Below are 22,508 nucleotides of genomic sequence, written 5' to 3'. Positions count from 1 at the left end.
GCTTGGGCGGCACGGGCTACATCGGCCCGTGCTCGACCTGCCGTTCGCGTTGCATCAGGGTCCACTCGGCGTGCTCGGTCAGCGCGGCGTGGCCGAGCGCGCGCAGGATGGAGCGTTGTTCGGCCGGGTCGTCGGTCTGGTCCAGCGCCGAGCGCGCGGTACCGAGGATGCGCTCCATGAAGCGGTACTGTTTCAGCAGCACCTTGTCGGCCTTGCGGTAGGCGTACGCCTGGCGCACGGCGGCGATGATCGAGAGGATGCCCATCACCGCGACCAGGCCGGCCTTGGTTTCATCCTCCAGGCGCAACGCGAACACCGCCAGCAACACGCTGATCGACACGCCGCCCCACAGGCTCAGCGCGCCCAGTGCCTCGGTCACGCGATGCAGCCCGGCGCATTCGATGCTCTTGCGCTCGTAGTAATGCAGCTGGCCCGAGCGGCCCGGCTCGCCCACCCACTCGGCGATCACGCCGGCCAGTTCGGCCGCGTTCGCCGGCGGCGCGTAGCTGGGCGGCAGGCCCGAGGCGCGCATCACGTTGCGGATCCAGCCCAGCTCGACGTTCTGGCGCTGCAGGAAGTCGTCGTGCGCGAAGGCGTGGTCGCGCGTCAATGAGATGCCGGCGCGCCGCCAGTACGACTGGATGCGCAGCCCTTCGGCCAACGCCCGGTAATCGAGGTACTTGCGATGCCAGCCGCGGCGCTTGGCGATCGCGGTCATGGTGGTGCCGAGGGCGAACAGCAGCAAAAACAGGTAGATCAGGTAGTTCTGCTCGGCGAAGTGCGCGTAGCAGGTGAAGGCGATGCCCATCAGGGCAGCCAGCGTGTAGATGGTGCGCATGGCCAGCAGCACGCGGTGCTGGAAGTGCATGGCCAGCCAGTCCGCTTCGTGGAAGGTGCGCTCGATGCCCATGCGGGCCGTGGCCGGCGTGGCGGGATCGACGTGCACGCCGGGGCGCGTCGATGCATCGATCGCGTCGGCGTACGTGGTGCATTCGTCGTTGAATTCGGCCATGCGGTCGAACATCAGCCGGAACGGCGCCGGCAGGTGGTCTTCGGGCGTCGCCGCCAGGGCATGCCGCCAGGAAGCCGTGACCGCCGGGCGTGCATCGTCGGCCAGGTCTGCCCGCCCGCAGAGCACGTGATAGAGCAGCCGCTCGTCGCCCGCGGCCAGGATGTGGTGCGGGTCGCGGTCCTCACTGGGCGGGCCGGGCAGGGTGCCGCGCAGGTGGTAGCGCACGATCTGCGCGGTGCCGCCGAGACGGTCGGAGGGCTGGCCGTCCCAGATCGCCAGCAGGATGTGGCAGTGGCTGGCGATGTACACGCCCGCCTGCGCGTATTGCTGGTCGCGCGCGGTGCCGGGGTTGCCCACCTCGCGGTGCGAGTGACCCTTGCGCACCGGCAACGTCATCACCTCGGCCTGCCCGCAGAGCGCCTCGAAACGCGTGCGCGCCACCGCGTCGGTGAAGTCTTCCACATAGAGTTCGCGCGGCAGTGGCAGCGGGGCGATCAACCGCGCGCCCTGCGCCAGTGCTTCCTCGGCCACCAGTTGATCACCGCCCTCGGCCAGCGCGGAAAGCACCACCAGCGGCAGCGAAGGCCAGGATTCCCGCAGCGTCCCGAACAGTTGCCGCACGGCTGCACGGACGGCCTCGATGTCGGCCGGCGGCAGGTCGCGATGGCTGGTCACGCCGATCACCAGGGGCGTCATGGGTGCTCCAGGGCTTGCGGCCGGAGGCGCCACGGCGGCCGGGGCGGCCGCCGTTCCTTGCGCAACCGTCGTTCGGCTGCGCGGCGAGTGCTAGCTGGTGCGATTGATGATCGTCGGATCCCGCGTGCTGGCCGCGGCCAGTGTGTCTTCGGGAATCTCGAGTTCCTCTGGCGGGTTGTCGGGCGGTTTGCGCTCGGCGGTCGACTTCGGTTCGTCCGGGGTGCCCTGGATGGTGCGTGGCTTGGTCATGGTCAGCCTCCGATGGGCCTGGCGGCGGCCGGCACGGCCGCCGTGTGCGTGTACGTCTTGCGTCGTTACGCGCCGGTGATGCCGGTGCGACGGGATCAGTTGTTCTTGATCGATGGATTGGTCGTGGTGCCAGTGGGTATGGTTCCCTGCGTGGAGTACTCCTGGCCGTCCAGCGTCAGGCTCAGGCTGTAGATCCAGGTGCCGGTCGAATCCTGGTCGTCGTTGAGGTCGGTCATGGTCATGCGCTGGCCGTTGGCAGCCACCTCGGGCGGGCCGAAAATGCCCGGCGGAGGTGGCTCGACCCATTGCAGCGGCAACAGGTCGCCGCCGGCGGCGTTGCCGGTCAGCTCCCAGGCCAGGGTCTGCGGCTGCGGGCTGCGCCCGACCTGGTTGGCGTTGCCGTGCTGGTCGATGTCGACCAGCCAGGGCGTGGTGGACTTGTCCAGACTGACGTTGAGCACGTGATCCATGGTGTTCTCCCGTGGGGTGGTGGAGGTCAGCGCGCGAGTGCGAGTGCGCGCCGGTCGAGGACGTCTTGCAGGCGTTGCTCGAAGGCGGGGTTAGGCCCGAACGTGATGTCCGCCCGCGCCAGCCGCCGGACCAGCGCCGGTTCGCGGTAGCCCGAGGACCACAGCCGCCGGACCAGCGGACGGGCCTCGTCGATGTGGCCCAGAGCGAGCAGGGCGTCGACCTGCGCGGCGAGCAGGCGGACGTCGCCGGCGCCGCTGCCGACCCCGCGCAAGTCCTGCAGGGCGGACAACCGCAAGCCTTCGGCGTCCTTGCCGGTCTGCAGGTCGGCCAGTTGCAGGCGCGCGCGCACGGTGGAGAGCAGCAGGGCGCGTTCGTCCGGCTGGTCCGCCAGCAGGGGCGTGAGCACCGCCAGCGCGGCCTGCGCGTCGGCCCGCGCCTGGTCAGGGCGCCCGGTCGCCTGCAGCCATGCCGCGCGCTCGATGCGGGCATCGGCCAGGTCCTGCTGCCAGCCGGTGTTGCTGGGATCGTGATGCGCCAGGCCCTCGAGCGTGCCGGTCGCGCGCGCCAACAGGGCGCGGGGCGAGCGGGTGTCGCCCTGCATGCGTCGCAGACGGGCAAGCTGGGTCGAGTACAGGCCGAGGCTCTCCCTGGCGTCGGTCAGGCTGGGATCGAATCGGTGGATGTCCTCGATCACCGCCAGCGCCTCCCCGGTGTCGCGGTCCGCCTGTTCGATGCGACCGGCCAGGGCCAGCGTGCGAGCCAGGATGGCGCGCACGCGCGCCATGTTCTGGTGCTGGCCGTTGTCCTGCGGGTGGGCCTGGCTCAGCTGCGTTTCGATCGCATCGTCCGCCGAATACTCGTCGATCGCGGTCAGCAGGTCGCCGCGCATCAGGGCCACCTTGCCCAGGTTGTTGTGTGCCTCGCCCAGGTGTTCGAGCCACTCGCTGCGCGGCGAGGGGTGGGCGGCCAGCAGGCGGCAGCGTTCGAGCATGCGCTGGTAGTGCACGGCGGCTTCGTCCAGGCGGCCCCCCGCTTCCAGAACGTGGCCGATGTCGTTGTCCAGCGTGCTCAGTTCGAACAGCACCCGCGGGTCGGTGCGCGCCGGCGCGCCCAGCCGCTCGAGCGTGGCCTGCGCCGCGGCGAAGTAGCGACCAGCCGCCTCGAGGTGGCCCTGGTACCAGTCACTCATGCCGAGGAAGGCCTGCACCCGCGCGTAGGCAATCTGCCTTTCGCGGTCGGCCGGCGCCGCCTGGGCAAGCGCCCGCGCCAGCGGTTCGGCGGCCCGGTACGCGCTCGTGGCGGCGGCCAGGCGCCCCTGGTCCAGCCGCACGCTGCCGATCTTCTCCAGCGCCTTGGCGCGCTGTTCCAGCACGTCGTCGGTCACGTCCGTGGCGGGCAGGGACTGGAAGTAAGCCATCGCCTTGTCGTCGACCGCTTCCAGGATGTCCAGCCGCTGCACCTGCGCCAGCTTGTCGTTGAGGTCGCCGAGCATGAAGCCGATCAACGCCTCGGCCTGCTTCTGCCGGCGCTCGGCGGTGCGGCGGGCGATCATCGCGTCGATCGCCAGCAGGGTGGTCACCAGCATCACCAGCGTGGACAGCGCCGCAACCGCCGCGAGCCGCCGGTTGCGCCGTTGCAGCTCGCGCCGGCGCAGCTGGTCCAGTTCCAGTCCGAGCAGGCCGGCCACGAGTTTGAGTTTGGCCGCCTGTTTGCCGTCCTTGCCTGGGCGCACGTCGGCGGCGATCGGCTCGTCTTGCTCCGCATCGGTCTGGCCGTCCATAGGGCCGCACAACGCGGGGGAAAGGCATTCCTCGGCGGACTGCCCGGCCGGCGCATTGGGTTCGCCGGCGACGATGAGGCAGAAGATGCGATCGTTGCGGCCGAGCCGCCGGAACGCACGTATCTCGGCGCCCACCCAGCGCGAGGCGGCCGCCGCGGGGGAGCACACGACGATCAGGTTGGCCGATTGCGCCAGCGCCAGGTCCACCTTGTGGCCCAGGTCGTGGGAGCTGGCCAGTTCCTCGCGATCGCGGAAGATGGGAGCGAGCCGCCGCGGCACGATGCCCGCGTCCGTGACCTGGCCGACCAGGCGCGAGGGCACGCGGTAGGTTTCCAGGGCACGATGCAGCCACTCGGCCCAGCGCCGGTCGCGGTGGCTGTAACTGATGAACGCGCGGTAGCGGTATTCGCCTTCGGCGGAAACCTGGTTCATGGCGCACGACCCTTTGGCGAGTCGCACAGTCCCCTGGCGCTGGCGGCGGGCGGAACCTAGCACGGCCCGCGTGATGCCGGCCTCACGATGGGGGCGGCAGCCTTCTGCCGGTCAGGGTACCCGGTCGGCCAGCCGGTCCATCACCTCACGCAAGCCCTCGCGCCAGTCGGGCAACGGACTTGCGAGCCACTGGCCCAGGCCGGTGTTGTCCAGCACGGACCAGGCCGGGCGGCGGGCGGGCGTGGGATAGTCGGCAGTTGCGATCGGCAGCACGCGGGGCACGCGCGCGAGCAGTCCCCGCGCATGGGCTTCGTCGAAGATCGCGCTGGCGAAGCCGTGCCAACTGGTATGGCCGCTGGCGACCACGTGATGCGTGCCGCGCAACGAGGCGCGTGCGCCGGGCCGTGCGAACCAGCGGTCGAGCAGGGCCAGGCTGGCACGCACGATCACCGCGGTGGAGGTGGGCGCGCCGTATTGGTCGGCCACCACGCGCAGCTCCTCGCGTTCGGCCCCCAGGCGCAGCATGGTGCGCAGGAAGTTGTGGCCGTGCGGGGCGTACACCCACGCCGTGCGCAGGATCAGGTGGTCGGCGCCGCTGGCGCGCAGCGCTGCTTCGCCGGCGAGCTTGCTGCGGCCGTAGGCGCCCAGCGGGCAGGTAGGCGCGTCGACGGGGTAGGGCATCTTCGCGCTGCCGTCGAACACGTAATCGGTGGAGTAATGAAGCACGAGCGCATCGTGCGCAGCGGCCCACTTGCCCAGTTCGCCGACGGCTTCGCCGTTGACGCGCAGGGCCAGCGCTTCTTCCTGCTCGGCGCGATCGACGGCGGTGTAGGCCGCGGCGTTGACGATCACGTCCGGGCGCAGGCGGTCCAGCAGCGCGTCCACCCCGGGCGCTGCGAGGTCGACCGCTTCGGCGCGCTCGCCGTCCCACAGGGTGCCGTCGCGTGTGGCCACGAGGAGTTCACCACGAGCGGCAAGGCCACCGTCCTCCACGAAGCTGCGGCCAAGCTGGCCGTTGGCGCCCAGCAGCAGGATTTTCATGGCGAGTAGACGGGGAGGCGCTCGGGCGGCACGTCCTTCAGGAACGGTGCGCGGAGGTCCTTGTCCGACAGCAGCGGGGCGCTGACCGGCCAGTCGATGGCGATGTCCGCGTCGTTCCAGCGGATGCCCGCGTCATGCTCGCGCTCGTACAGCGCGGTGCACTGGTAGCTGAAGGTGGCGAATTCCGACAGCACGCAGAAGCCATGTGCGAAGCCTTCGGGCACCCAGAAGTGGCGGAAATTCTCGGCAGTGAGCATGGCGCCGACCCAGCGACCGAAGGTGGGCGAACCACGGCGTATATCCACTGCGACGTCGTAGACCTCACCTTCGAGCACGCTGACCAGCTTGCCCTGCGGGTGGGGCCATTGGTAATGCAGCCCGCGCAACACCCCCTTGGCTGAGCGCGAGACATTTGCCTGCACGAAGCGAGCATCGACGCCCGCCTCCCGGAACTTGGCCGCGTGGAAGCTCTCGTAGAAAAATCCCCGTGCGTCGCCGAACACCTGCGGTTCGATCACCACGGCGCCGGGCAGTGTCGTCTGGATGACCTTCATGGCACCAGCCCCTGGTCGGCCAAGTTCTTCAGGTACTGCCCGTAGCCGGTTTTCGCAAGTGGCTCCGCCAGGCGCAACAACTGCTCCGGACCGATCCAACCCTTTAGGAAGGCGATCTCCTCCGGGCAGCAGACCTTGAGACCTTGGCGGTGCTCGATGGTCTGGATGAAGTTGCCCGCTTCCATTAGCGACTCGTGCGTGCCGGTGTCCAGCCAAGCGTAGCCACGACCGAGTTGCTCCAGATGCAGGGCGCCCTCGGCCAGGTAGCGACGATTGAGATCGGTGATCTCCAGTTCGCCGCGGGCCGACGGCTGGAGCGAGCAAGCGAAGTCGCAGGCTCGCTCGTCGTAGAAATACAGCCCGGTGACCGCGTAGTTCGATTTGGGTCTGGGTGGTTTTTCCTCGAGGTCCACCACGCGCCCGTCGCCGTCGAACTCCGCCACTCCGTAGCGCTCCGGCTCGCGCACCCAGTAACCGAACACGGTGGCGCCGTGCTCGCGCGTCGCCGCGCGCTGTAGACGTTCGCTCAGGCCCACGCCGTAGAAGATGTTGTCGCCCAATACTAGGCAGCTGGGCGCGCCGCCCAGGAAGTCGCGGCCGATCAGGAAGGCCTGCGCCAGCCCATCCGGCGAGGGCTGCACCGCGTAATGGATGTCCATGCCCCACTGCGAACCGTCGCCTAGCAGCCGCTGAAACAGCGACTGCTCATGCGGGGTATTGATCACCAGCACCTCGCGAATGCCCGCGAGCATGAGGATCGCCAGCGGGTAGTAGATCATCGGCTTGTCGTACACGGGTAGCAGCTGTTTGCTGACGCCCTGGGTGATCGGGTGCAACCGCGTGCCGGAACCGCCGGCCAGGATGATTCCCTTGCGTGCTCTCATGCCCAGTTCCTCATGATCCCAATCGCTCCATGCGATAGCTCCCATCCAGGACCCGCTGCACCCATAGTTGGTGACCCAGGTACCAGTCCACGGTATGTGCCATTCCGCTCTCGAAAGTATGCGTGGGCGACCAACCGAGTTCGCGCTGCAGCTTGCCCGCGTCGATGGCGTAGCGCCGGTCGTGGCCGGGACGGTCCTTGACGAAGGTGATCAGCGATTCGCGCGGCCGGCCGTCGGCCAGCGGCCGGTGCGCGTCGAGCAGCGCGCAGATGGTCTTGACCACGGTCAGGTTCTCGCGCTCGGCGTTGCCGCCCACGTTGTAGGTCTCGCCCACGCGGCCGGCCTCGAGCACGCGGCGGATCGCGCTGCAGTGATCGCCGACGTAGAGCCAGTCGCGGATGTTCAGGCCGTCGCCATAGACCGGCAGCGGCTCGCCGGCCAGTGCCTTCTGGATCACCAGCGGGATGAGCTTCTCCGGGAACTGGTAGGGCCCGTAGTTGTTCGAGCAATTGGTGGTGAGCGTGGGTAGGCCGTAGGTATGGTGGAACGCGCGCACCAGGTGATCGGAGGCGGCCTTCGACGCCGAGTAGGGCGAATTGGGCGCATACGGCGTGGCCTCGGTGAACTCGCCCTCGGCGCCGAGCGAGCCATACACCTCGTCGGTGGAGACGTGCAGTAAGCGGAACGCTTCGCGCGCCCCGCCTACCAGGCCGCGCCAGTAGTCGCGGGCGCATTCGAGCAGGCCGAGCGTGCCGACGACGTTGGTCTCGACGAAGGCGGCCGGGCCGTCGATCGACCGGTCCACGTGGGATTCGGCGGCGAAGTTGACGATCGCCCGTGGTCGGTGTTCGGCCAGCAGCCGGGCCACCAGCGCACGGTCGCCGATGTCGCCCTGCACGAACAGGTGGCGGTCGCTCCCCCCGAGCGAGGCCAGGGTGTCCAGGTTGCCGGCATAGGTCAGCTTGTCCAGATTGACCACGTGCAGCCCGTCGGCCACCGCCTGCAGCACGAAATTGGCGCCGATGAAGCCGGCGCCGCCGGTGACGAGCAAGGTTTCCATGAGCTTGTCTGCTTGATTCCCATTGCCCATTGTGCCTGAACGACCGGTCTGCAACGGGCGCCGTGACAGGCTAGCGGCGAGCTGAAAAGTTAAGGAAAAAGCGGGGTTCGCGGTTAAGATGGCAGCCCCCACTCGCGCCGGCCTGCTGCCGAATCATCATGACCCAGAAGAACGCCGCCCCCCTCGGACTTGGAACCCGCGCCATCCACGCCGGCCAGCATCCGGATCCGAGCACCGGCGCGATCATGACGCCCATCTACGCTACCTCGACCTACGTGCAGGAAAGCCCCGGCAAGCATAAGGGCTACGAGTACTCGCGAACGCAGAACCCCACCCGCATGGCCTACGAGCGCTGCGTGGCGGACCTTGAAGGCGGCTTGGCCGGCTTCGCCTTCGCCTCGGGTCTTGCCGCGGCGGCGACGGTGCTGGACCTGCTCGACTCGGGCAGCCACGTGATCGCCATGGATGACCTCTATGGCGGCAGCTACCGGCTCTTCGAACGGGTGCGCCGGCGTTCGGCCGGGCTGGATTTCGATTTCATCGACCTCAACGACCCGAAGGCATTGAAGGCTGCGCTCAAGCCGAACACCCGCATGATCTGGGCCGAGACGCCCACCAACCCGATGCTCAAGCTGGTCGATCTGGCCAAGATCGCCGCCTTTGCGAAGAAGCACGGGCTCATTCTGGTGGTGGACAACACCTTCTGCTCGCCGATGGTCCAGCGCCCGCTCGAGTTTGGCGCAGACCTGGTGCTGCACTCGGCCACCAAGTACCTCAACGGCCATTCGGACATGGTCGGTGGCATCGTGGTGGCCGGCAGCGATGAGCTGGCGGAACGGATGGCATTCCTGCAGAACTCCGTCGGCGCCGTCGCCGGTCCGTTCGACGCATTTCTTGCCATGCGCGGCCTCAAGACCCTGCACTTGCGCATGGAGGCACACTGCCAAGGCGCGCTGGAGCTGGCGCAGTGGCTCGAAAAACATCCGGCGGTCGAGCGAGTGATTTATCCGGGACTTCGAAGCCACCCCCAGCATGCGCTGGCTCGTCGCCAAATGGACGGCTTCGGCGGCATCGTCACCATCGAGGTAAAGGGTGGGCTGAAAAAAGCCCGTCGCATGCTTGAGCGTTGCAAGCTCTTCGCGCTGGCGGAATCGCTGGGCGGTGTGGAGAGCCTCATTGAACACCCTGCGATCATGACGCACGCCTCGGTGCCTGCAGCCAACCGCAAGCGTTTGGGGATCAGTGATGGCTTGATCCGCTTGTCAGTAGGGGTAGAGGATATTGCCGACCTGCGTGCGGAGCTTTCGAGTGCGCTTGGTCAATGAAGCTGCACAACGCGGATGCCTGCAATGATCTGCATGCGGGAAACGCCGTGAGCATTGGCGGTAAGCAGAAACCGGGCCCTGGACTGGCACTCCTCAATCTTTCGGCATGGATACGCCGGCAGGAATGGCTGAGGACGATCTATCGCCGTTTGCCGATGGCCTGGCGCATGGGCGTGTCTCAGGCGCTTGCGCGCCGCGCTGGAGAGCGGGTCAGATTCAAGCGCACTTCGCGGTGGGCGTTGGCAGCCCCGCTGCCCGCACTTGCTCAGCCCGTCGCTCCGGCAGATGTTCGATTCGGTGCGGCGGCCGGGGTGAACATTTTCGCCTACGCGCGCGGTCAATTTGGCCTGGCCGAGAGCGCGCGGCTATATGCGCGTGCGTTGCTGGGGGCGGGCTACCCGGTGGCCGTATACGACATTGCGCTGGATATGGCTCACAGCATGGGCGACACCAGCCTGGAGCAGCATATCGGCACGGATACGCCTTATGGGATCAACCTGGTTTTCGTCAATCCCGACTACATGGACGCGGCCATCGCCACCATCGGCAGGGAGCGACTGGGCAACCGTTACACGATCGGCTGCTGGTTCTGGGAGCTGGAGACGTTCCCGCGGGAATGGTTGGCGGCACTGGCCGAGGTCGACGAGGTCATGGTCTCTTCCGCGTTCATTCATGAGGTGGTCGGACGCGCTACAGACAAACCGCTGTTGCACGTGCCCCTGCCAGTTCTGGAGATGCCGGACAGTGGTCTGACTCGGAGCGATTTCGGGCTTCGTGACGACGCATTCTTGTTTTTGAACAGCTTCGATTTCAATTCGTTCCAGGCTCGCAAAAATCCCCTGGCGACGATTCGTGCATTCCGTAACGCTTTCGACGATGGTCGGCGGGACGTCCAGCTGCTGATCAAATCGAGCAACGGACACCGTCATCCGGATCGGTTGCGTGAACTGTTGGATGCGGCCGGCGGCGACGAGCGCATCCTGGTGCGCGACGACGTGATCGACCGCGCCCATGTTCAGGCACTGCAGCGTTGCGCCGATGCATATATCTCGCTGCACCGGTCCGAGGGCTTTGGTCTCGGGCTCGCGGAATGCATGCGGCTTGGCAAGCCGGTCATAGCAACGGCCTGGTCCGGCAACATGGAATTCATGACGCCCGAGAACAGCTGTCTGGTCGACTACGAGATGGTCGGCGTGTCCGAGGGCGAATACCTCTACCACGAAGGTCAGCGATGGGCGCAGCCCAATGTCGAGCACGCGGCAGCGTACATGCGTCGTTTGGTGGATGAACCTGGGTACGCGGCGGGAATCGGCCGTCAGGCCTCATCGGACATACTTGAAAAGCTGTCCCCCCAGGCTGTGGCGGGCAAGCTCATCCAGCGGCTGGCCCAGATTGCGTCGGCTGCATCCGCCCCGAATGCGTCCGGCAGGGGTGCTGATGCCGACCCTATTAACGAAGGTGCCTCATGAACGACATGCTGGCGGCGGTATGGAGCTACCGCCACTTTATTATCTCGTCGATAAAGAACGACCTGCGCTCCCGCTTCGCGCGCAGCAAGCTGGGTGCGCTGTGGATGATCCTGCAGCCGCTGGCACAGGTGGCCATCTATTCCCTCGTGTTGTCGCGCATCATGGCGGCGAAGCTGCCGGGCATCGATAACCGCTATGGCTATGTGATCTACCTGATGGCGGGGATGATCGCGTGGGCTTTGTTCAGCGAAGTGCTCACGCGTTCGCTGACAATGTTCGTCGACAACGGCAACCTGATGAAGAAGATCGTCTTTCCGCGGGTGTGCCTGCCGCTGGTCACGACCGGGTCCGCACTGGTGAACAACTTCCTGCTGCTGCTGGCTTCGGCTGGCGTTTTCGCCCTCATCGGCCATCCGCCCAGCTGGAGCATGCTGTGGCTGCCGGTGCTTGTGGGCGTCAACCTGGTTTTCGCCCTGGGTGTCGGACTCATCTTGGGCGTGCTCAACGTATTCGTGCGTGATATCGCTCAGGTGATGACGGTGGTGCTGCAGCTACTGTTCTGGCTGACCCCGATCGTCTACATGCCGACCATCCTTCCCGTGCAGTTGCAGAAGATCCTTGCGTTCAACCCCATGTACCACCTCGCGGCTGATTTCCAGAGCGTGATCCTCTACGGGAAGGCGCCGGGTCTGCTGGGCTTGGTGGTGATCGGCGGCGCATCGCTGGTGCTGCTTGCCTTCGCCCTTATCCTGTTCCGCCGCGCGGCGCCCGAAATGGTGGATGTCATATGAGTGGCACATTGTTGAGCGTGCGCAATCTTGGCAAGGCGTACCGGGACTACGGCAGCGAGTGGCGCCGCTTCGCGACCTGGCTGGGCGTCGCGGTAAGCGTGCGCTCGGAGCAATGGGTCCTGCGTGGCTTGTCGTGCGATGTCGCTCCCGGCGAGTCGATCGGCATCGTCGGCCAGAACGGCGCGGGCAAGAGCACCCTGCTCAAGCTGATCACCGGGACCATGCGCGCAAGCGAAGGCTCGATCAAAGTGGGTGGCCGGATTGCCGCGATCCTGGAGCTCGGCATGGGGTTCGATCCCGACCTCACCGGGCGCGAGAACGTATATCACGCGGCGGGGCTGATGGGCTTCGCGCGGGCAGCGATAAGTGCGGCGATGACGGACATCGAGTCTTTCGCGGAAATCGGCGAATACTTCGACGAACCCGTCCGAACCTACTCCAGCGGCATGCAGATGCGCGTGGCCTTCAGCGTGGCCACTGCCTTCCGCCCGGACATTCTTATCGTTGACGAAGCGCTGTCGGTTGGCGACGCGTATTTCCAGCACAAGTGTTTCAAGCGCATCCGCGAGTTCCGGGAGCAGGGCACGACGCTGCTGATCGTCTCGCATGACAGCGGCGCCATCCAGAGTCTGTGTGATCGTGCGCTGCTGCTTGAAAATGGACGCCTCGTGAAAGACGGCGAGCCCGCCGCGGTGATGGACCTCTACAACGCGCTGATTGCCGAGCGCGAAAACAGCAGCGTCAGCGTGACCAGTCATGTCAGCGGACGAGAGCAGACGATATCGGGTACCGGCGAAGCTCGTGTGGAAGAGGTGGTGCTCCTCAATACCCAGGACGAGCCTGTGGAGTTCGTCGATGTCGGCCAACCAGTGACGTTGCGCATTCGCGTGGCAGCAAACGCGGACATCCCGCGCCTCGTCCTTGGCTACATGATCAAGGACAGGCTGGGGCAGGCGGTGTTCGGCACCAACACCCACCACACCCACCAGGAGTTGGAGGAAGTTCGCGCGGGCCAGCGCATCGAGTTCCGCATCCATTTCCCCATGAACTTTGGCCCGGGGACCTATTCGATATCCACTGCCCTAGTGAGCACCGAGACCCACTTGGTCAACAACTACGAATGGCGAGATCTCGCGCTCGTCTTTAACGTTTCCAATCTGTCGCGCCAGGTTTTCGTGGGCACGGCTTGGGTGCCGCCGCAGATTGAGATTGCAAGCCCATGAGCTTCGTCTCCTACGCCCAGAATTACGAAGACGTCATGCTCGCGCGCGCCCTGCGCGGCGTTGAGCAGGGTTTCTACATTGACGTGGGCGCGCAGGATCCGGTCGATGACTCTGTGACCAAGGCGCTTTATGACCAGGGCTGGCATGGCATCAATGTCGAGCCGGTGACGTTTTGGTTCGAGAGACTTTGCACCGACCGTCCGCGCGACATCAACCTGCAGGTCGCCGTGTCCGACCGACCGGGCACCTTGCACCTGTTCGAAGTCGTCGATAGCGGCCTCTCCACGACAGACCCTGGCTTTGCCAGCCGTCACGCCAGCGCCGGGCACCTCATACGGGAATCGGACGTGGCCTGCGTCACGTTGGACAGCATCTGTGACGGCCACCAAGTGGCTGAGGTCCATTTTCTCAAGATCGATTGCGAGGGAGCCGAGGCGGCCGCGCTGCGGGGGATTTCGCTCCAGCATGTCCGGCCTTGGGTCATCCTGCTGGAAGCCACCGAACCCAACAGTCAGACCCCCGCCTATGCAGAATGGGAGCCGCTGCTCACCAGCCGCGGCTACCATTTCGTGTACGAGGACGGCCTCAATCGTTTCTACGTGGCCGACGAACACGCCGAGTTGGACGGGGCGTTTTCCTATCCGCCGAATGTCTTCGATCGCTTTGTTCGCGCGTCGGAAGCAGCTGCACGCGATGAACTGGAACGGTTGCGCGGGGCTTCGACGGCTCTGCGCCATAGCGTCGACTACCTGCACAACGAAAACGAGCGGCGTGAAGCAGCGCTGGTGGAGCACCGCGCACGACTCTCAGAGTTCGAAAAGCGTGAGGCACTCCACATGACCGCGTTGGCCGAACAGCGGCGACTGGTCAGTCAATCGATAGAACGCGAGTCGTTCATGCGGGCGGAGTTGGCCCGATTGCATGGTGAGATTCTTCGCCGCGACCGGGAAGTGGATCGCTTGCACCGCGAGGTCCATCTCCGCGACGAGGAGGTGGCGCGCCTACACCGCGAGGTCCATCTCCGCGACGAGGAGGTGGCGCGCCTGCACTGCCTGATTCATGCGCTTCATCGCAGTACATCGTGGCGCATCACCTTTCCGTTGCGCCTCCTGAAGCGTGGCACGCAGAGGTTGATGAGGGCGGGTGGTCACATCCTCTATTTCATATTGCGATGGCCCGCGCGTACTGCACGGCCTCTCCTTCGGCGAATAGCCAAGTGGCAATGGCTCAGCGCCACCGCTACGAGGCTGGCCGGGAAGGACTCGAGGCTGAGCACGCTGGCAAGCCTTTTCCTGTTCGGCGCACCGCCGATCGAGGCTGAAGGTGAACTGGTGCGTCGGGATCAGGTCGCGTTGCCAATGACGAGCCGGGCCATGCGGGTCTTTGAGGAGATACGGGACGCTAGACAACGCCGCCGCTGCAACGATGACTCTTGCGGGAGCGAGTGAGCGTGCACGTCGTATTGGATTTGCAAGCATGCCAATCGCCGGAAGGCCGCCGTCGCGGCATCGGCCGATACTCCCTGGCCCTGGCCAAGGCCATCGCCGCCGACCCGCGCGAACATGAGATCACCATTCTGCTGAATGCAGCAATGGGCGAATCCATCGAATTCCTCCGCGGGCAATTCGATGGTTATCTGTCGCAGGATCGCCTTGTCACATGGGAGTCTTTGTGTCCCACTGCCTACATCGACCCCGGCAACGCCTTCCGCATGCGTGCCTCCGAGGCATTGCGGACTCAGGTGCTTCGGGAGCTGAATCCGGATGTCGTTCATGTCGCCAGCCTGTTTGATGGCTGGGGCGACGATGTCATAGCGACGGTTTCATCAGATCGCTCTTACGCCACCGCCGTCACCCTTTACGACCTAATCCCGCTCAGTCATCGGGATGTGTATCTCTCCGATCCAGGCGTGTGCCGCTGGTATATGGAAAAGGTCAGCCATTTGCGAAGGGCGGACGTTCTGCTTGGGATCTCCCGGTTTTCCTGTGACGAAGCCACGCAGTTGTTGGGCATCCCCGGCGAGCGCCTGGTCGACATATCCGGTGCCTCCGACGCGGTCTTCGCCCCACTGGAGAACGCCGAGACGTTCAGGGGCGAATTGATGCATCGTTATGCCCTGCAGCGCCCGTTCGTGATGTACGCAGGCGGTTTCGATGCCCGCAAGAATATCGCGGCCCTCATTCGCGCGTACGCCGCACTTCCGGTCGAACTTCGGCGCGCGCACCAACTGGCTATCGTCGGTGGCGCGCCGGCGCCCGAGCGTGAAGCCTTGACCATGCTCATCCAGGCATTCGGCCTGGCGGCGGACGAAGTTGTTTTCACCGGTTACGTGCCCGATCGCGATCTGGTCAAGCTCTACAACCTCTGCTCGCTTTATGTTTTCCCCTCGCTGCAGGAGGGCTTTGGCCTGCCGGCCCTGGAAGCGATGTCTAGCGGGGCAGTCGTGATCGGCTCCGCGACCTCCAGTCTTCCGGAAGTCATTGGGTACCCCGACGCATTGTTCGATCCGTGCGATGTCGATGCCATGGCGGCAAAGATGACTTTGGCACTCACGGACGAAGCGTTTCGGGCAGGCTTTCTTGCTCACGCGAAGGCGCAGTGTCGGCGTTTTTCCTGGCCAGAATCAGCGAAGCGTGCACTTGACGCCTTCGAGGCAACGGTGCAGTTGAGAAAATCGTTCAAATCGCGCCCGGCGATTTCCGAGGTCGCACCAAAGGCCGGGATTACCGCCGTCCTGGTTGCCCCAGGGTCCACCGTTGCGGTGGACTCGTTGGCTCCCGCCGTGGTGTACGCGGATAGCGACTGCCGCGAATTGTCGCCTCAGCGCTCACTCGCAAGGTTTGTCGAGGACCGAAAAAACGATACCCGCGTCGAACGCGTCGTGATCGAGTTGGCTGACGACCCTTACTGCGCCAAGACACTTGGCTTTGCCACCACTGGTGCGGTCGACATCCTGTTACGCGACCAACGCTTTGGCAGGGCACTGCATGCGCTTGCACAATCCGCCGACGGCCGTGAGTTGGTGATAGCGCTGCTTTACCACGCGGGCGGGTATCGGGCCTTGCGTGCCGCCATCGATGCTGGTTTTGCCGAAGCTGTGCTCGACAGGTTGGTAACGCCGGAAAGTTTCCTGCAGCTGGGGCGGAGCCAGATTCTGCGGGCGGTGAACCCGGCCTCCCAGGAGGAAGTGCCACCATCATGGACTTGGCGCGAGAATCTGCGCGCAGTTATCGCGGAGCTCGTCGCGTTGGAGGCAGCGGATACATCGGCCGCAGATTGGTCCCGCGTCGCGTCGGCGTTAGCAGCCAACATGAGATACCCCCGAACTACATCCCAGTGGCTGGTGGATGTTTCCAATCTCGCAGTTCATGACGCCGGCACCGGCATCCAGCGAGTCGTTCGCCGCGTGCTGGACGAGCTGTTGGAGACACCGCTCCAAGGGTATCGGGTTGAGCCGGTTTGCCTGTGCGAGGATGGTGTCCTGCGTTATGCGCGCAGCTATTGCCAGCGACGCTATTTCGAGGGATATCCGCTTCCGCCGGATGAGCCGGTGGACCTCGCGCCCGGCGACGTCTACCTGGGGCTAGACCTGGCTGCGCATCTGATTCCCCGGCATATCGATGTGTTCCGCCGCATGCGCAATCGCGGCGTGCGACAACATTACGTCGTCTACGATCTGCTGCCGTTGTTGCGTCCTGATTGCTTCGATCCGCCCGGGTTGCCGCTGTTCAGGAGCTGGTATGAGTCCATCGCCGAGGTGGCAGATAGCGTGGTCTGCATCTCCAAGGCGGTCGCCGACGAGTTCGAATCGTGGTTGCATCAGGCGCGCCCCGAGCGGCAGCGCCCGCTGGGCATCGGCTGGTTCCATCTGGGTGCTGATCTGGACCCGGCCGGCGCGCCGGATGCGAGCGAGGCTGAGCCCTCCGCCCGCTTGCCGGAATTGGGCGACCGCCCCACCTTCCTGATGGTCGGAACGGTGGAGCCGCGCAAGGGACATGCCCAGGCGCTGGCTGCCTGCGAACTGCTATGGCAGCAGGGCGTGGAGGTCAATTTGCTGGTGATTGGAAAGCCCGGCTGGCTGGTCGATGACCTGCTCGCGCACATGGCCGACCACCCGCAACGGGGTAAGCGGTTTTTCTGGTTCCAGAAGGCTGGCGACGATCTGCTTCTCGCGGCCTATCGGCGCGCATCGGCGCTGGTCATGGCATCGGAAGGCGAAGGGTTCGGTCTGCCGTTGATCGAGGGAGCTCATCACGGGTTGCCGCTGATTGCGCGCGACCTGCCGGTATTCAGGGAGATTGCCGGCGAGCATGCGTATTATTTCTCCGGCTACGGCGCCGACGACCTGAGCAATGCATTGCGGGCCTGGCTGGAGCTCAATGCGATCGTTCGTGCGCCGCAGTCCAGCGGCATGCGCTGGAATACGTGGAGCGAAGCCACCGCCCAATTGATCGACGTACTCTGCAACGAGCGTTGGGACTACCGATGGATGCCCGGTTCCTTGCGTCGCTACCAAGCATTCGACTACCGGCTCCTCACGCAGGTAGGGCACCTTACTCGGGGCCGCATGGTGTCAAGCGGGGCCGCCGGGCTTTTGTTGTACGGCCCTTACGTGCCGTTGGGTGCCGGGCGGTACAGTGTCAGGATCTACGGAGGTGGTCCCGGCTCGGGATCGTTAGACGTGTGCAGTTCCGCCGGTGCCACGATCCACGCGGAGCGTTCGTTCGTCGCCGATGAACGCCAAGCCGGTGCGATGCTGGCCGAGGTCGAACTGGTCCTGGAGGTGGATGTCGCCGATCTCGAGGTGCGTGTCTCGGTGGAGGCCAACACCAGCATCTGGGTGACCGCGGTCGAGGTGGAACCGATTTCCGCATGTTCCATTGCCGTCGGACACGGCGGCTGAGAAAATGCGACGGTTTGAGCTCAGCCTTCATCCAGGCTGGGAAGAAATTTTCAATCGAATTCAACAGGAGTCTTTCATGAAAACGGCCTTGATCACAGGCGTTTCCGGCCAGGATGGTGCATACCTCACACAACTGCTGCTGGAAAAGGGATATCGGGTCTACGGTACGTATCGGCGGACCAGCTCGGTCAATTTCTGGCGCATCGAAGAGCTGGGCATCGAAAGCCACCCCAACCTTTCGCTCGTCGAATACGACCTGACCGACCTTGGATCGAGCATCCGCCTGCTAGAGAACACTGAAGTGTCCGAGGTGTACAACCTCGCCGCGCAGAGCTTTGTGGGCGTGTCGTTCGACCAGCCGATTACCACTGGCCACATCACTGGTATCGGCGCCGTGCACATGCTCGAGGCGATCCGTACGGTGAATCGCAAGATACGGTTCTACCAGGCATCCACATCCGAGATGTTTGGCAAGGTGCAGGCGGTGCCGCAGACCGAGTCGACCCCGTTCTACCCGCGCAGTCCATACGGTGTTGCCAAGTTGTATGCGCACTGGATGACGGTGAACTACCGCGAGTCCTACGACATCTTTGGCAGCAGCGGCATTCTCTTCAACCATGAGTCGCCCTTGCGTGGGCGCGAATTCGTGACCCGCAAGATCACCGACGCGGTGGCCAAGATCAAACTCGGCAAGCTCGACGCGCTCGAGCTCGGGAACCTCGATGCCAAGCGCGACTGGGGTTACGCAAAGGAATACGTCGAGGGCATGTGGCGAATGCTGCAGGCCGATGAGCCGGACACGTACGTGCTGGCAACCAACCGAACGGAAACCGTGCGCGACTTCGTCACCATGGCGTTCAAGGCGGTGGGGATCGATCTCGACTGGCGCGGTAACGCGGAGAAAGAGCGCGGTGTCGACGCTGCAAGCGGGCGCGAGCTGGTGCGCATCAATCCACGCTTCTACCGTCCCGCCGAAGTGGAATTGCTGATCGGCGACGCCGCCAAGGCACGCGATAAGCTCGGTTGGGAAGCGAAGACCTCGCTGGAAGAGCTGTGCCGCATGATGGTCGAGGCCGATCTCGTCCGCAACGAACGCGGTGCGTCGTTCTGATGGCGAAGCCGCGCGCGTTGCTGACGGGCCGCAGCGGATTCACCGGTCGCTATGTCGCTCGCGAATTGGAACGGGCCGGCTACGAGGTGTTCGGCCTGTCCAACCACGGGGAAGACGGTGCGCCGGGATCTATCCGGGCCGATCTGCTGGATCGCGAAGCGGTGCGGCTGGTTGTGGAGGCCGTCAGACCTGATGTGGTGCTGCACCTGGCCGCGATTGCTTTCGTGGCGCACGGTGACGTCGAGGAGATGTATCGGGTCAACGTCGTCGGCACCCGCAATCTACTTGAGGCGCTGACGGCTTCATCCAAAAAACCGGAAGTCGTCATCCTTGCCAGCAGTGCCAACATTTATGGCAACGCCGAGGTCGAGCCGATTGCAGAGGGTACGCCGCCGGCGCCGGCCAATGACTATGCGGTGAGCAAGTTGGCCATGGAATACATGGCACGATTGTGGATGGAAAAGCTGCCCATCGTCATCACCCGGCCGTTCAATTACACCGGTGTCGGCCAGTCCGAACAGTTCCTCATTCCTAAGGTCCTGGCGCACTTCGGACGCCGCGAACAGATCATCGAACTGGGCAACACGAACGTGGTCCGGGATTTCAGCGATGTTCGGGATGTGGCTCGGTGCTATCGGGCAATCGTGGACAAGAAACCCATCGGCCAGACCTTCAACCTCTGTAGCGGCGAGGGGCATTCGCTCGATGATGTGCTGGACATGATGGGCGACATCGCCGGCTATCGGATCGTGAAACAGGTCAATCCGGACTTTGTGCGCGCCAACGAAGTCCACCGGCTGGTGGGTTCGAACGCGCGATTCAAGGCCTGTATGCCTCTCGCCCCGATGATTCCGCTCAAGGAAACACTTGCGTGGATGTATGCCGGCGGTTGACGCCACCGGGTTGTCCGGCCGTGGGTATCTTGACCACAAAGCGTTGTAGGTAATTCGTTCATTGGTTCACGTACCGGGCAAGGGAGTAGTGGGAATGGTTCAACGGGACTTGATCGTGAACGAGCGGGTTGACCGGTGGCTGGAGCTGCTAGTTGTCTGGCTGCTGTCGGCGAGTGTGCTCGGGCTGGTCACTGCATTGGCGGGTTGTTTCCTGGCGCTGCAGGTTTGCCTCGCTTCGCTGTTGGTGACGGGCACATATGCCTGGTGTATGCGGGATCGCGGGTCTCCCTCACGCGTGTCGCCGGATTGGCGGCATCTGGCGCTACTGACCCTAGTCTGCCTGTTCTTCCGGCTGCCGGCCTACCACTACGTATTGGGTGGGCAGGACGAGGGCGTTTACGTCAACGTCGCCCATCATCTTGCCCGCACGGGAGGGATCGAGGTACAGGATACGGCGCTGGAAAAGCTTGACGACCCCTCTTTTAAAAAGACGTATCTGGAAGAGAACCGCCGTGCCGACTATCTGCCCGGTGTTTACCTCGCCGAGCATTCTGGCCCGCGGCTGCAGTTCCAGTTTTACCACCTGTTTCCCGTCTGGATGGCCATCTTTGAGGGCTTGTTCGGTGCCACCTTCGGGATTTACGCGCTGACCTTCTTCAGTTGGCTGTCGATCGTCTTCGTCTATCGTCTGGGGCTGGCGGTTTCAGGGTCGCCACGCGCTGCGCTGGTTGCCGGTGGCCTGCTCGCCGTCAATCCGCTGCATGCGTTCTTCTCCAAGTTTCCCGTGACGGAGGTTCCTGCACTCGCCTTTTCGTTGGTCGGCTTCACCTGCCTGGCAATCGGTCGGAACGAGGCGATGGGTGCTTTCCGATCTCGGTGGTTGTGGCTGTCGGCGGCGGCCTTCGGTTGCCTCTTCGTCACCCGGATCAGCGGCTTCATGTACATGCCCTTCGTTCTTGCCGCAGCGATGGCGAGCGCGATCGGGGATCCGGATCGTCACCTGAGACGGGCAATGTTTGGGTGGTGCGCTGCCGTGACCGTCTTTTACGCGTTGTCGGTGGGCTATGGGTTGCATTGGTCCGGCTTCTATTCGCGCGACATTTACGGTTTGTCATTCGCACGCGTGTTCCGTGGCCATTGGCACGCTGGTGTTTTCAGTAGCGCCGTCGCCGCGTTGGGTGCCTGGCTGATCATTGCCGCAGCGGGTCGCGGAGGGCGGGCGCGCGAGTCAATGCAACGCAATCTTCTTGTCCCGGCCCAACACACCATCGGGATGGTCGTCGCCTTGGGTTTGGGTGCCGGCGTCTTCAAGATCTACCAGCTCGGCTGGACGAGTCACTTCGTTCAGGACGCATGGCTCGGCAAGCGGTGGCATCTGGCGGGCTCGGGATGGGTGGCGGTCGAGGCATCCAGCCTATTCCAGTTGCTGGTCTATATGGGTCCCCTGCTACTAGCGGGTGTCGTCATGGTGTTCCGGCGCCAGAACGACCCAAAGGTCGAGTTCCTACGCCTCTTCGCCGCTGGGTTCCTTGTATACGCCTCCCTATTGCAATGGACCGTTCCCTACGGTCCCTACTACGCGCGCTATCTCCTGAGCGAGAATGTTCCCTACCTGATGCTGCTGGTCGTCCTTGCGTGGGCCGGCATGGCCGTCGGGTGGCGCAAGGCGGCCATAAGCTGGTTTCTCGGCGTGTCGCTGCTCTACATGGTGGTGGCTAGCGCGGGCCAACTCGGCAAGAGTGAAAACGCGGGACTCTACGACTCGCTGAAGCGGATCATCGCGCCAGTAGGGGCCAACGACCTGATCTTGGTGACCTCCTTGCAGCCGGGATGGCCGGAAGTGAGCCAGATAAAGACCCCGTTGCTGTACACGTTCGGCCGCGAGGTGGTCAATGTCAGCGACAGCTCATTGAACGATCACGCCTATACCGCCGCTCTGGATGCGCGGTTCGACGACGTCTTTCTGCTTTCCACGGCCCCGTTCGCTCCGCAGGGATTTGAGCTTGTCAACAGCGAGCGGATGGAGGTCTGGAGCTTCGCTCGAAGCTTCCTGTTTCCTCATGAGCTCATGTTGAACGCAGAGAAGCGACTGTATCTTTACCGCCTCGTCCGATCGGTGTTGCCGCTCTCTCATATGCAGGCGTTCAACACCCGAGGGGCATGGAATGCATGGTTGATCAGTGGATGGAGCACCCCGGAGAGCTGGGGCACATGGAGCCTCGGCAAGCACGCGGAACTGTCGCTGGATCCTCGTGAGTTGCCAGCGACAGCGGGCGGCATCCGTCTGCACTTCGAGGCCAATGTGCTGGTAGCGCCCAAGCATTCGCGTCAACGGATCGGCATCACGCTGAACGGTGCGCCGGTCGCTCAGCGCGACGTGGCCTTTCCCCAATCGAACCTGGACTTCGACGTCGATCTCCCGGAGGGCGTTCTTTCCGCAACGGGCAAACTGATCATCGGTTTCGATCTGCCGGATGCGGCTTCCCCGCAAGCCATAGGCATCGGAAGCGACGGACGCCTACTCGCCCTCGGCCTGAAATCGGTCACGGCGACTCCCTTGAACTCGCCGGCACCGGACCCCGCCAGTCCCTCCACGATACGCAACACAAAGTGA

At 64.4% G+C, this 22,508-nt stretch carries 17 protein-coding genes; 9 read left to right on the top strand and 8 right to left on the bottom strand.

The genetic code is table 11. From position 1 onward, the window contains the following. Positions 1-16: 16 nt before the first annotated feature. From ACFWZ1_RS14315 to rfbB, 8 genes are all read right to left on the bottom strand, one after another. Positions 17-1,708 (bottom strand): hypothetical protein, encoded by a 1,692-nt coding sequence (locus ACFWZ1_RS14315; RefSeq protein WP_439666937.1) that lies wholly within the window; start codon positions 1,706-1,708, stop codon positions 17-19. Between the two features lie 90 nt (positions 1,709-1,798). Beyond that, positions 1,799-1,957, bottom strand: a complete 159-nt coding sequence (locus ACFWZ1_RS14310; RefSeq protein WP_439666936.1) for a hypothetical protein — start codon at positions 1,955-1,957, stop codon at positions 1,799-1,801. A gap of 95 nt (positions 1,958-2,052) precedes the next feature. Beyond that, positions 2,053-2,427 (bottom strand): hypothetical protein, encoded by a 375-nt coding sequence (locus ACFWZ1_RS14305; RefSeq protein ID WP_231321490.1) that lies wholly within the window; start codon positions 2,425-2,427, stop codon positions 2,053-2,055. 26 nt (positions 2,428-2,453) lie between these two features. Beyond that, entirely contained in the window at positions 2,454-4,640 is a 2,187-nt protein-coding gene (locus ACFWZ1_RS14300; protein ID WP_439666935.1) for a TIR domain-containing protein, read from the bottom strand. Positions 4,641-4,751: 111 nt separating this feature from the next. Continuing rightward, positions 4,752-5,681: a dTDP-4-dehydrorhamnose reductase gene (gene rfbD / locus ACFWZ1_RS14295; protein ID WP_439666934.1), complete on the bottom strand. Its 930-nt coding sequence runs from the start codon at positions 5,679-5,681 to the stop codon at positions 4,752-4,754. Then, positions 5,678-6,235: a dTDP-4-dehydrorhamnose 3,5-epimerase gene (gene rfbC / locus ACFWZ1_RS14290; RefSeq protein WP_439666933.1), complete on the bottom strand. Its 558-nt coding sequence runs from the start codon at positions 6,233-6,235 to the stop codon at positions 5,678-5,680. The genes rfbD and rfbC overlap by 4 nt, the downstream gene beginning before the upstream one ends. Continuing rightward, entirely contained in the window at positions 6,232-7,119 is an 888-nt protein-coding gene (gene rfbA / locus ACFWZ1_RS14285) for a glucose-1-phosphate thymidylyltransferase RfbA (RefSeq protein ID WP_439666932.1), read from the bottom strand. Before rfbA ends, rfbC begins: the two co-directional genes overlap by 4 nt. A gap of 10 nt (positions 7,120-7,129) precedes the next feature. Then, positions 7,130-8,179 carry a dTDP-glucose 4,6-dehydratase gene (gene rfbB, locus ACFWZ1_RS14280; RefSeq protein WP_439666931.1) on the bottom strand — a complete coding sequence of 350 codons (1,050 nt, stop codon included), beginning with the start codon at positions 8,177-8,179 and terminating at the stop codon, positions 7,130-7,132. Between the two features lie 158 nt (positions 8,180-8,337). Between rfbB and ACFWZ1_RS14275 the strand changes: the two genes are divergently transcribed. The 9 genes from ACFWZ1_RS14275 to ACFWZ1_RS14235 all read left to right on the top strand — a co-directional run bounded on the left by ACFWZ1_RS14275 (position 8,338) and on the right by ACFWZ1_RS14235 (position 22,508). Beyond that, a complete protein-coding gene (locus ACFWZ1_RS14275; RefSeq protein ID WP_439666930.1) occupies positions 8,338-9,504 on the top strand; it encodes a trans-sulfuration enzyme family protein in 1,167 nt (388 codons plus the stop codon). Continuing rightward, entirely contained in the window at positions 9,501-10,973 is a 1,473-nt protein-coding gene (locus ACFWZ1_RS14270; protein WP_439666929.1) for a glycosyltransferase, read from the top strand. The genes ACFWZ1_RS14275 and ACFWZ1_RS14270 overlap by 4 nt, the downstream gene beginning before the upstream one ends. Further along, entirely contained in the window at positions 10,970-11,764 is a 795-nt protein-coding gene (locus ACFWZ1_RS14265; RefSeq protein ID WP_439666928.1) for an ABC transporter permease, read from the top strand. Before ACFWZ1_RS14270 ends, ACFWZ1_RS14265 begins: the two co-directional genes overlap by 4 nt. Beyond that, positions 11,761-12,987, top strand: a complete 1,227-nt coding sequence (locus ACFWZ1_RS14260; RefSeq protein WP_439666927.1) for an ABC transporter ATP-binding protein — start codon at positions 11,761-11,763, stop codon at positions 12,985-12,987. Before ACFWZ1_RS14265 ends, ACFWZ1_RS14260 begins: the two co-directional genes overlap by 4 nt. Then, a complete protein-coding gene (locus tag ACFWZ1_RS14255; protein ID WP_439666926.1) occupies positions 12,984-14,435 on the top strand; it encodes an FkbM family methyltransferase in 1,452 nt (483 codons plus the stop codon). The genes ACFWZ1_RS14260 and ACFWZ1_RS14255 overlap by 4 nt, the downstream gene beginning before the upstream one ends. Before the next feature lie 2 nt (positions 14,436-14,437). Then, on the top strand, positions 14,438-17,890 hold the full coding sequence (locus ACFWZ1_RS14250) for a glycosyltransferase family 4 protein (protein WP_439666925.1): 3,453 nt from the start codon (positions 14,438-14,440) through the stop codon (positions 17,888-17,890). Between the two features lie 76 nt (positions 17,891-17,966). Further along, positions 17,967-19,001, top strand: a complete 1,035-nt coding sequence (gmd, locus tag ACFWZ1_RS14245; RefSeq protein ID WP_439666924.1) for a GDP-mannose 4,6-dehydratase — start codon at positions 17,967-17,969, stop codon at positions 18,999-19,001. Beyond that, positions 19,001-19,894, top strand: coding sequence for an NAD-dependent epimerase/dehydratase family protein (locus tag ACFWZ1_RS14240; RefSeq protein WP_439666923.1), 894 nt, complete (start codon positions 19,001-19,003; stop codon positions 19,892-19,894). The genes gmd and ACFWZ1_RS14240 overlap by 1 nt, the downstream gene beginning before the upstream one ends. A 115-nt stretch (positions 19,895-20,009) precedes the next feature. Further along, positions 20,010-22,508 (top strand): ArnT family glycosyltransferase, encoded by a 2,499-nt coding sequence (locus ACFWZ1_RS14235; RefSeq protein WP_439666922.1) that lies wholly within the window; start codon positions 20,010-20,012, stop codon positions 22,506-22,508.

This window comes from Frateuria sp. GZRe14 (genome assembly GCF_051900395.1).
GTDB classification, from domain to species: domain Bacteria; phylum Pseudomonadota; class Gammaproteobacteria; order Xanthomonadales; family Rhodanobacteraceae; genus Frateuria_A; species Frateuria_A edaphi.
Note: the sequence above shows the minus strand (reverse complement) of the source record. Positions and strands in the feature narration are given on the sequence as shown.

Coding starts and splice junctions, on each gene's coding strand:
- ACFWZ1_RS14315 (WP_439666937.1), bottom strand. CDS start 1,708: ATGACGCCCCTGGTGATCGGCGTGACCAGCCATCGCGACCTGCCGCCG.
- ACFWZ1_RS14310 (WP_439666936.1), bottom strand. CDS start 1,957: ATGACCAAGCCACGCACCATCCAGGGCACCCCGGACGAACCGAAGTCG.
- ACFWZ1_RS14305 (WP_231321490.1), bottom strand. CDS start 2,427: ATGGATCACGTGCTCAACGTCAGTCTGGACAAGTCCACCACGCCCTGG.
- ACFWZ1_RS14300 (WP_439666935.1), bottom strand. CDS start 4,640: ATGAACCAGGTTTCCGCCGAAGGCGAATACCGCTACCGCGCGTTCATC.
- rfbD (WP_439666934.1), bottom strand. CDS start 5,681: ATGAAAATCCTGCTGCTGGGCGCCAACGGCCAGCTTGGCCGCAGCTTC.
- rfbC (WP_439666933.1), bottom strand. CDS start 6,235: ATGAAGGTCATCCAGACGACACTGCCCGGCGCCGTGGTGATCGAACCG.
- rfbA (WP_439666932.1), bottom strand. CDS start 7,119: ATGAGAGCACGCAAGGGAATCATCCTGGCCGGCGGTTCCGGCACGCGG.
- rfbB (WP_439666931.1), bottom strand. CDS start 8,179: ATGGAAACCTTGCTCGTCACCGGCGGCGCCGGCTTCATCGGCGCCAAT.
- ACFWZ1_RS14275 (WP_439666930.1), top strand. CDS start 8,338: ATGACCCAGAAGAACGCCGCCCCCCTCGGACTTGGAACCCGCGCCATC.
- ACFWZ1_RS14270 (WP_439666929.1), top strand. CDS start 9,501: ATGAAGCTGCACAACGCGGATGCCTGCAATGATCTGCATGCGGGAAAC.
- ACFWZ1_RS14265 (WP_439666928.1), top strand. CDS start 10,970: ATGAACGACATGCTGGCGGCGGTATGGAGCTACCGCCACTTTATTATC.
- ACFWZ1_RS14260 (WP_439666927.1), top strand. CDS start 11,761: ATGAGTGGCACATTGTTGAGCGTGCGCAATCTTGGCAAGGCGTACCGG.
- ACFWZ1_RS14255 (WP_439666926.1), top strand. CDS start 12,984: ATGAGCTTCGTCTCCTACGCCCAGAATTACGAAGACGTCATGCTCGCG.
- gmd (WP_439666924.1), top strand. CDS start 17,967: ATGAAAACGGCCTTGATCACAGGCGTTTCCGGCCAGGATGGTGCATAC.
- ACFWZ1_RS14240 (WP_439666923.1), top strand. CDS start 19,001: ATGGCGAAGCCGCGCGCGTTGCTGACGGGCCGCAGCGGATTCACCGGT.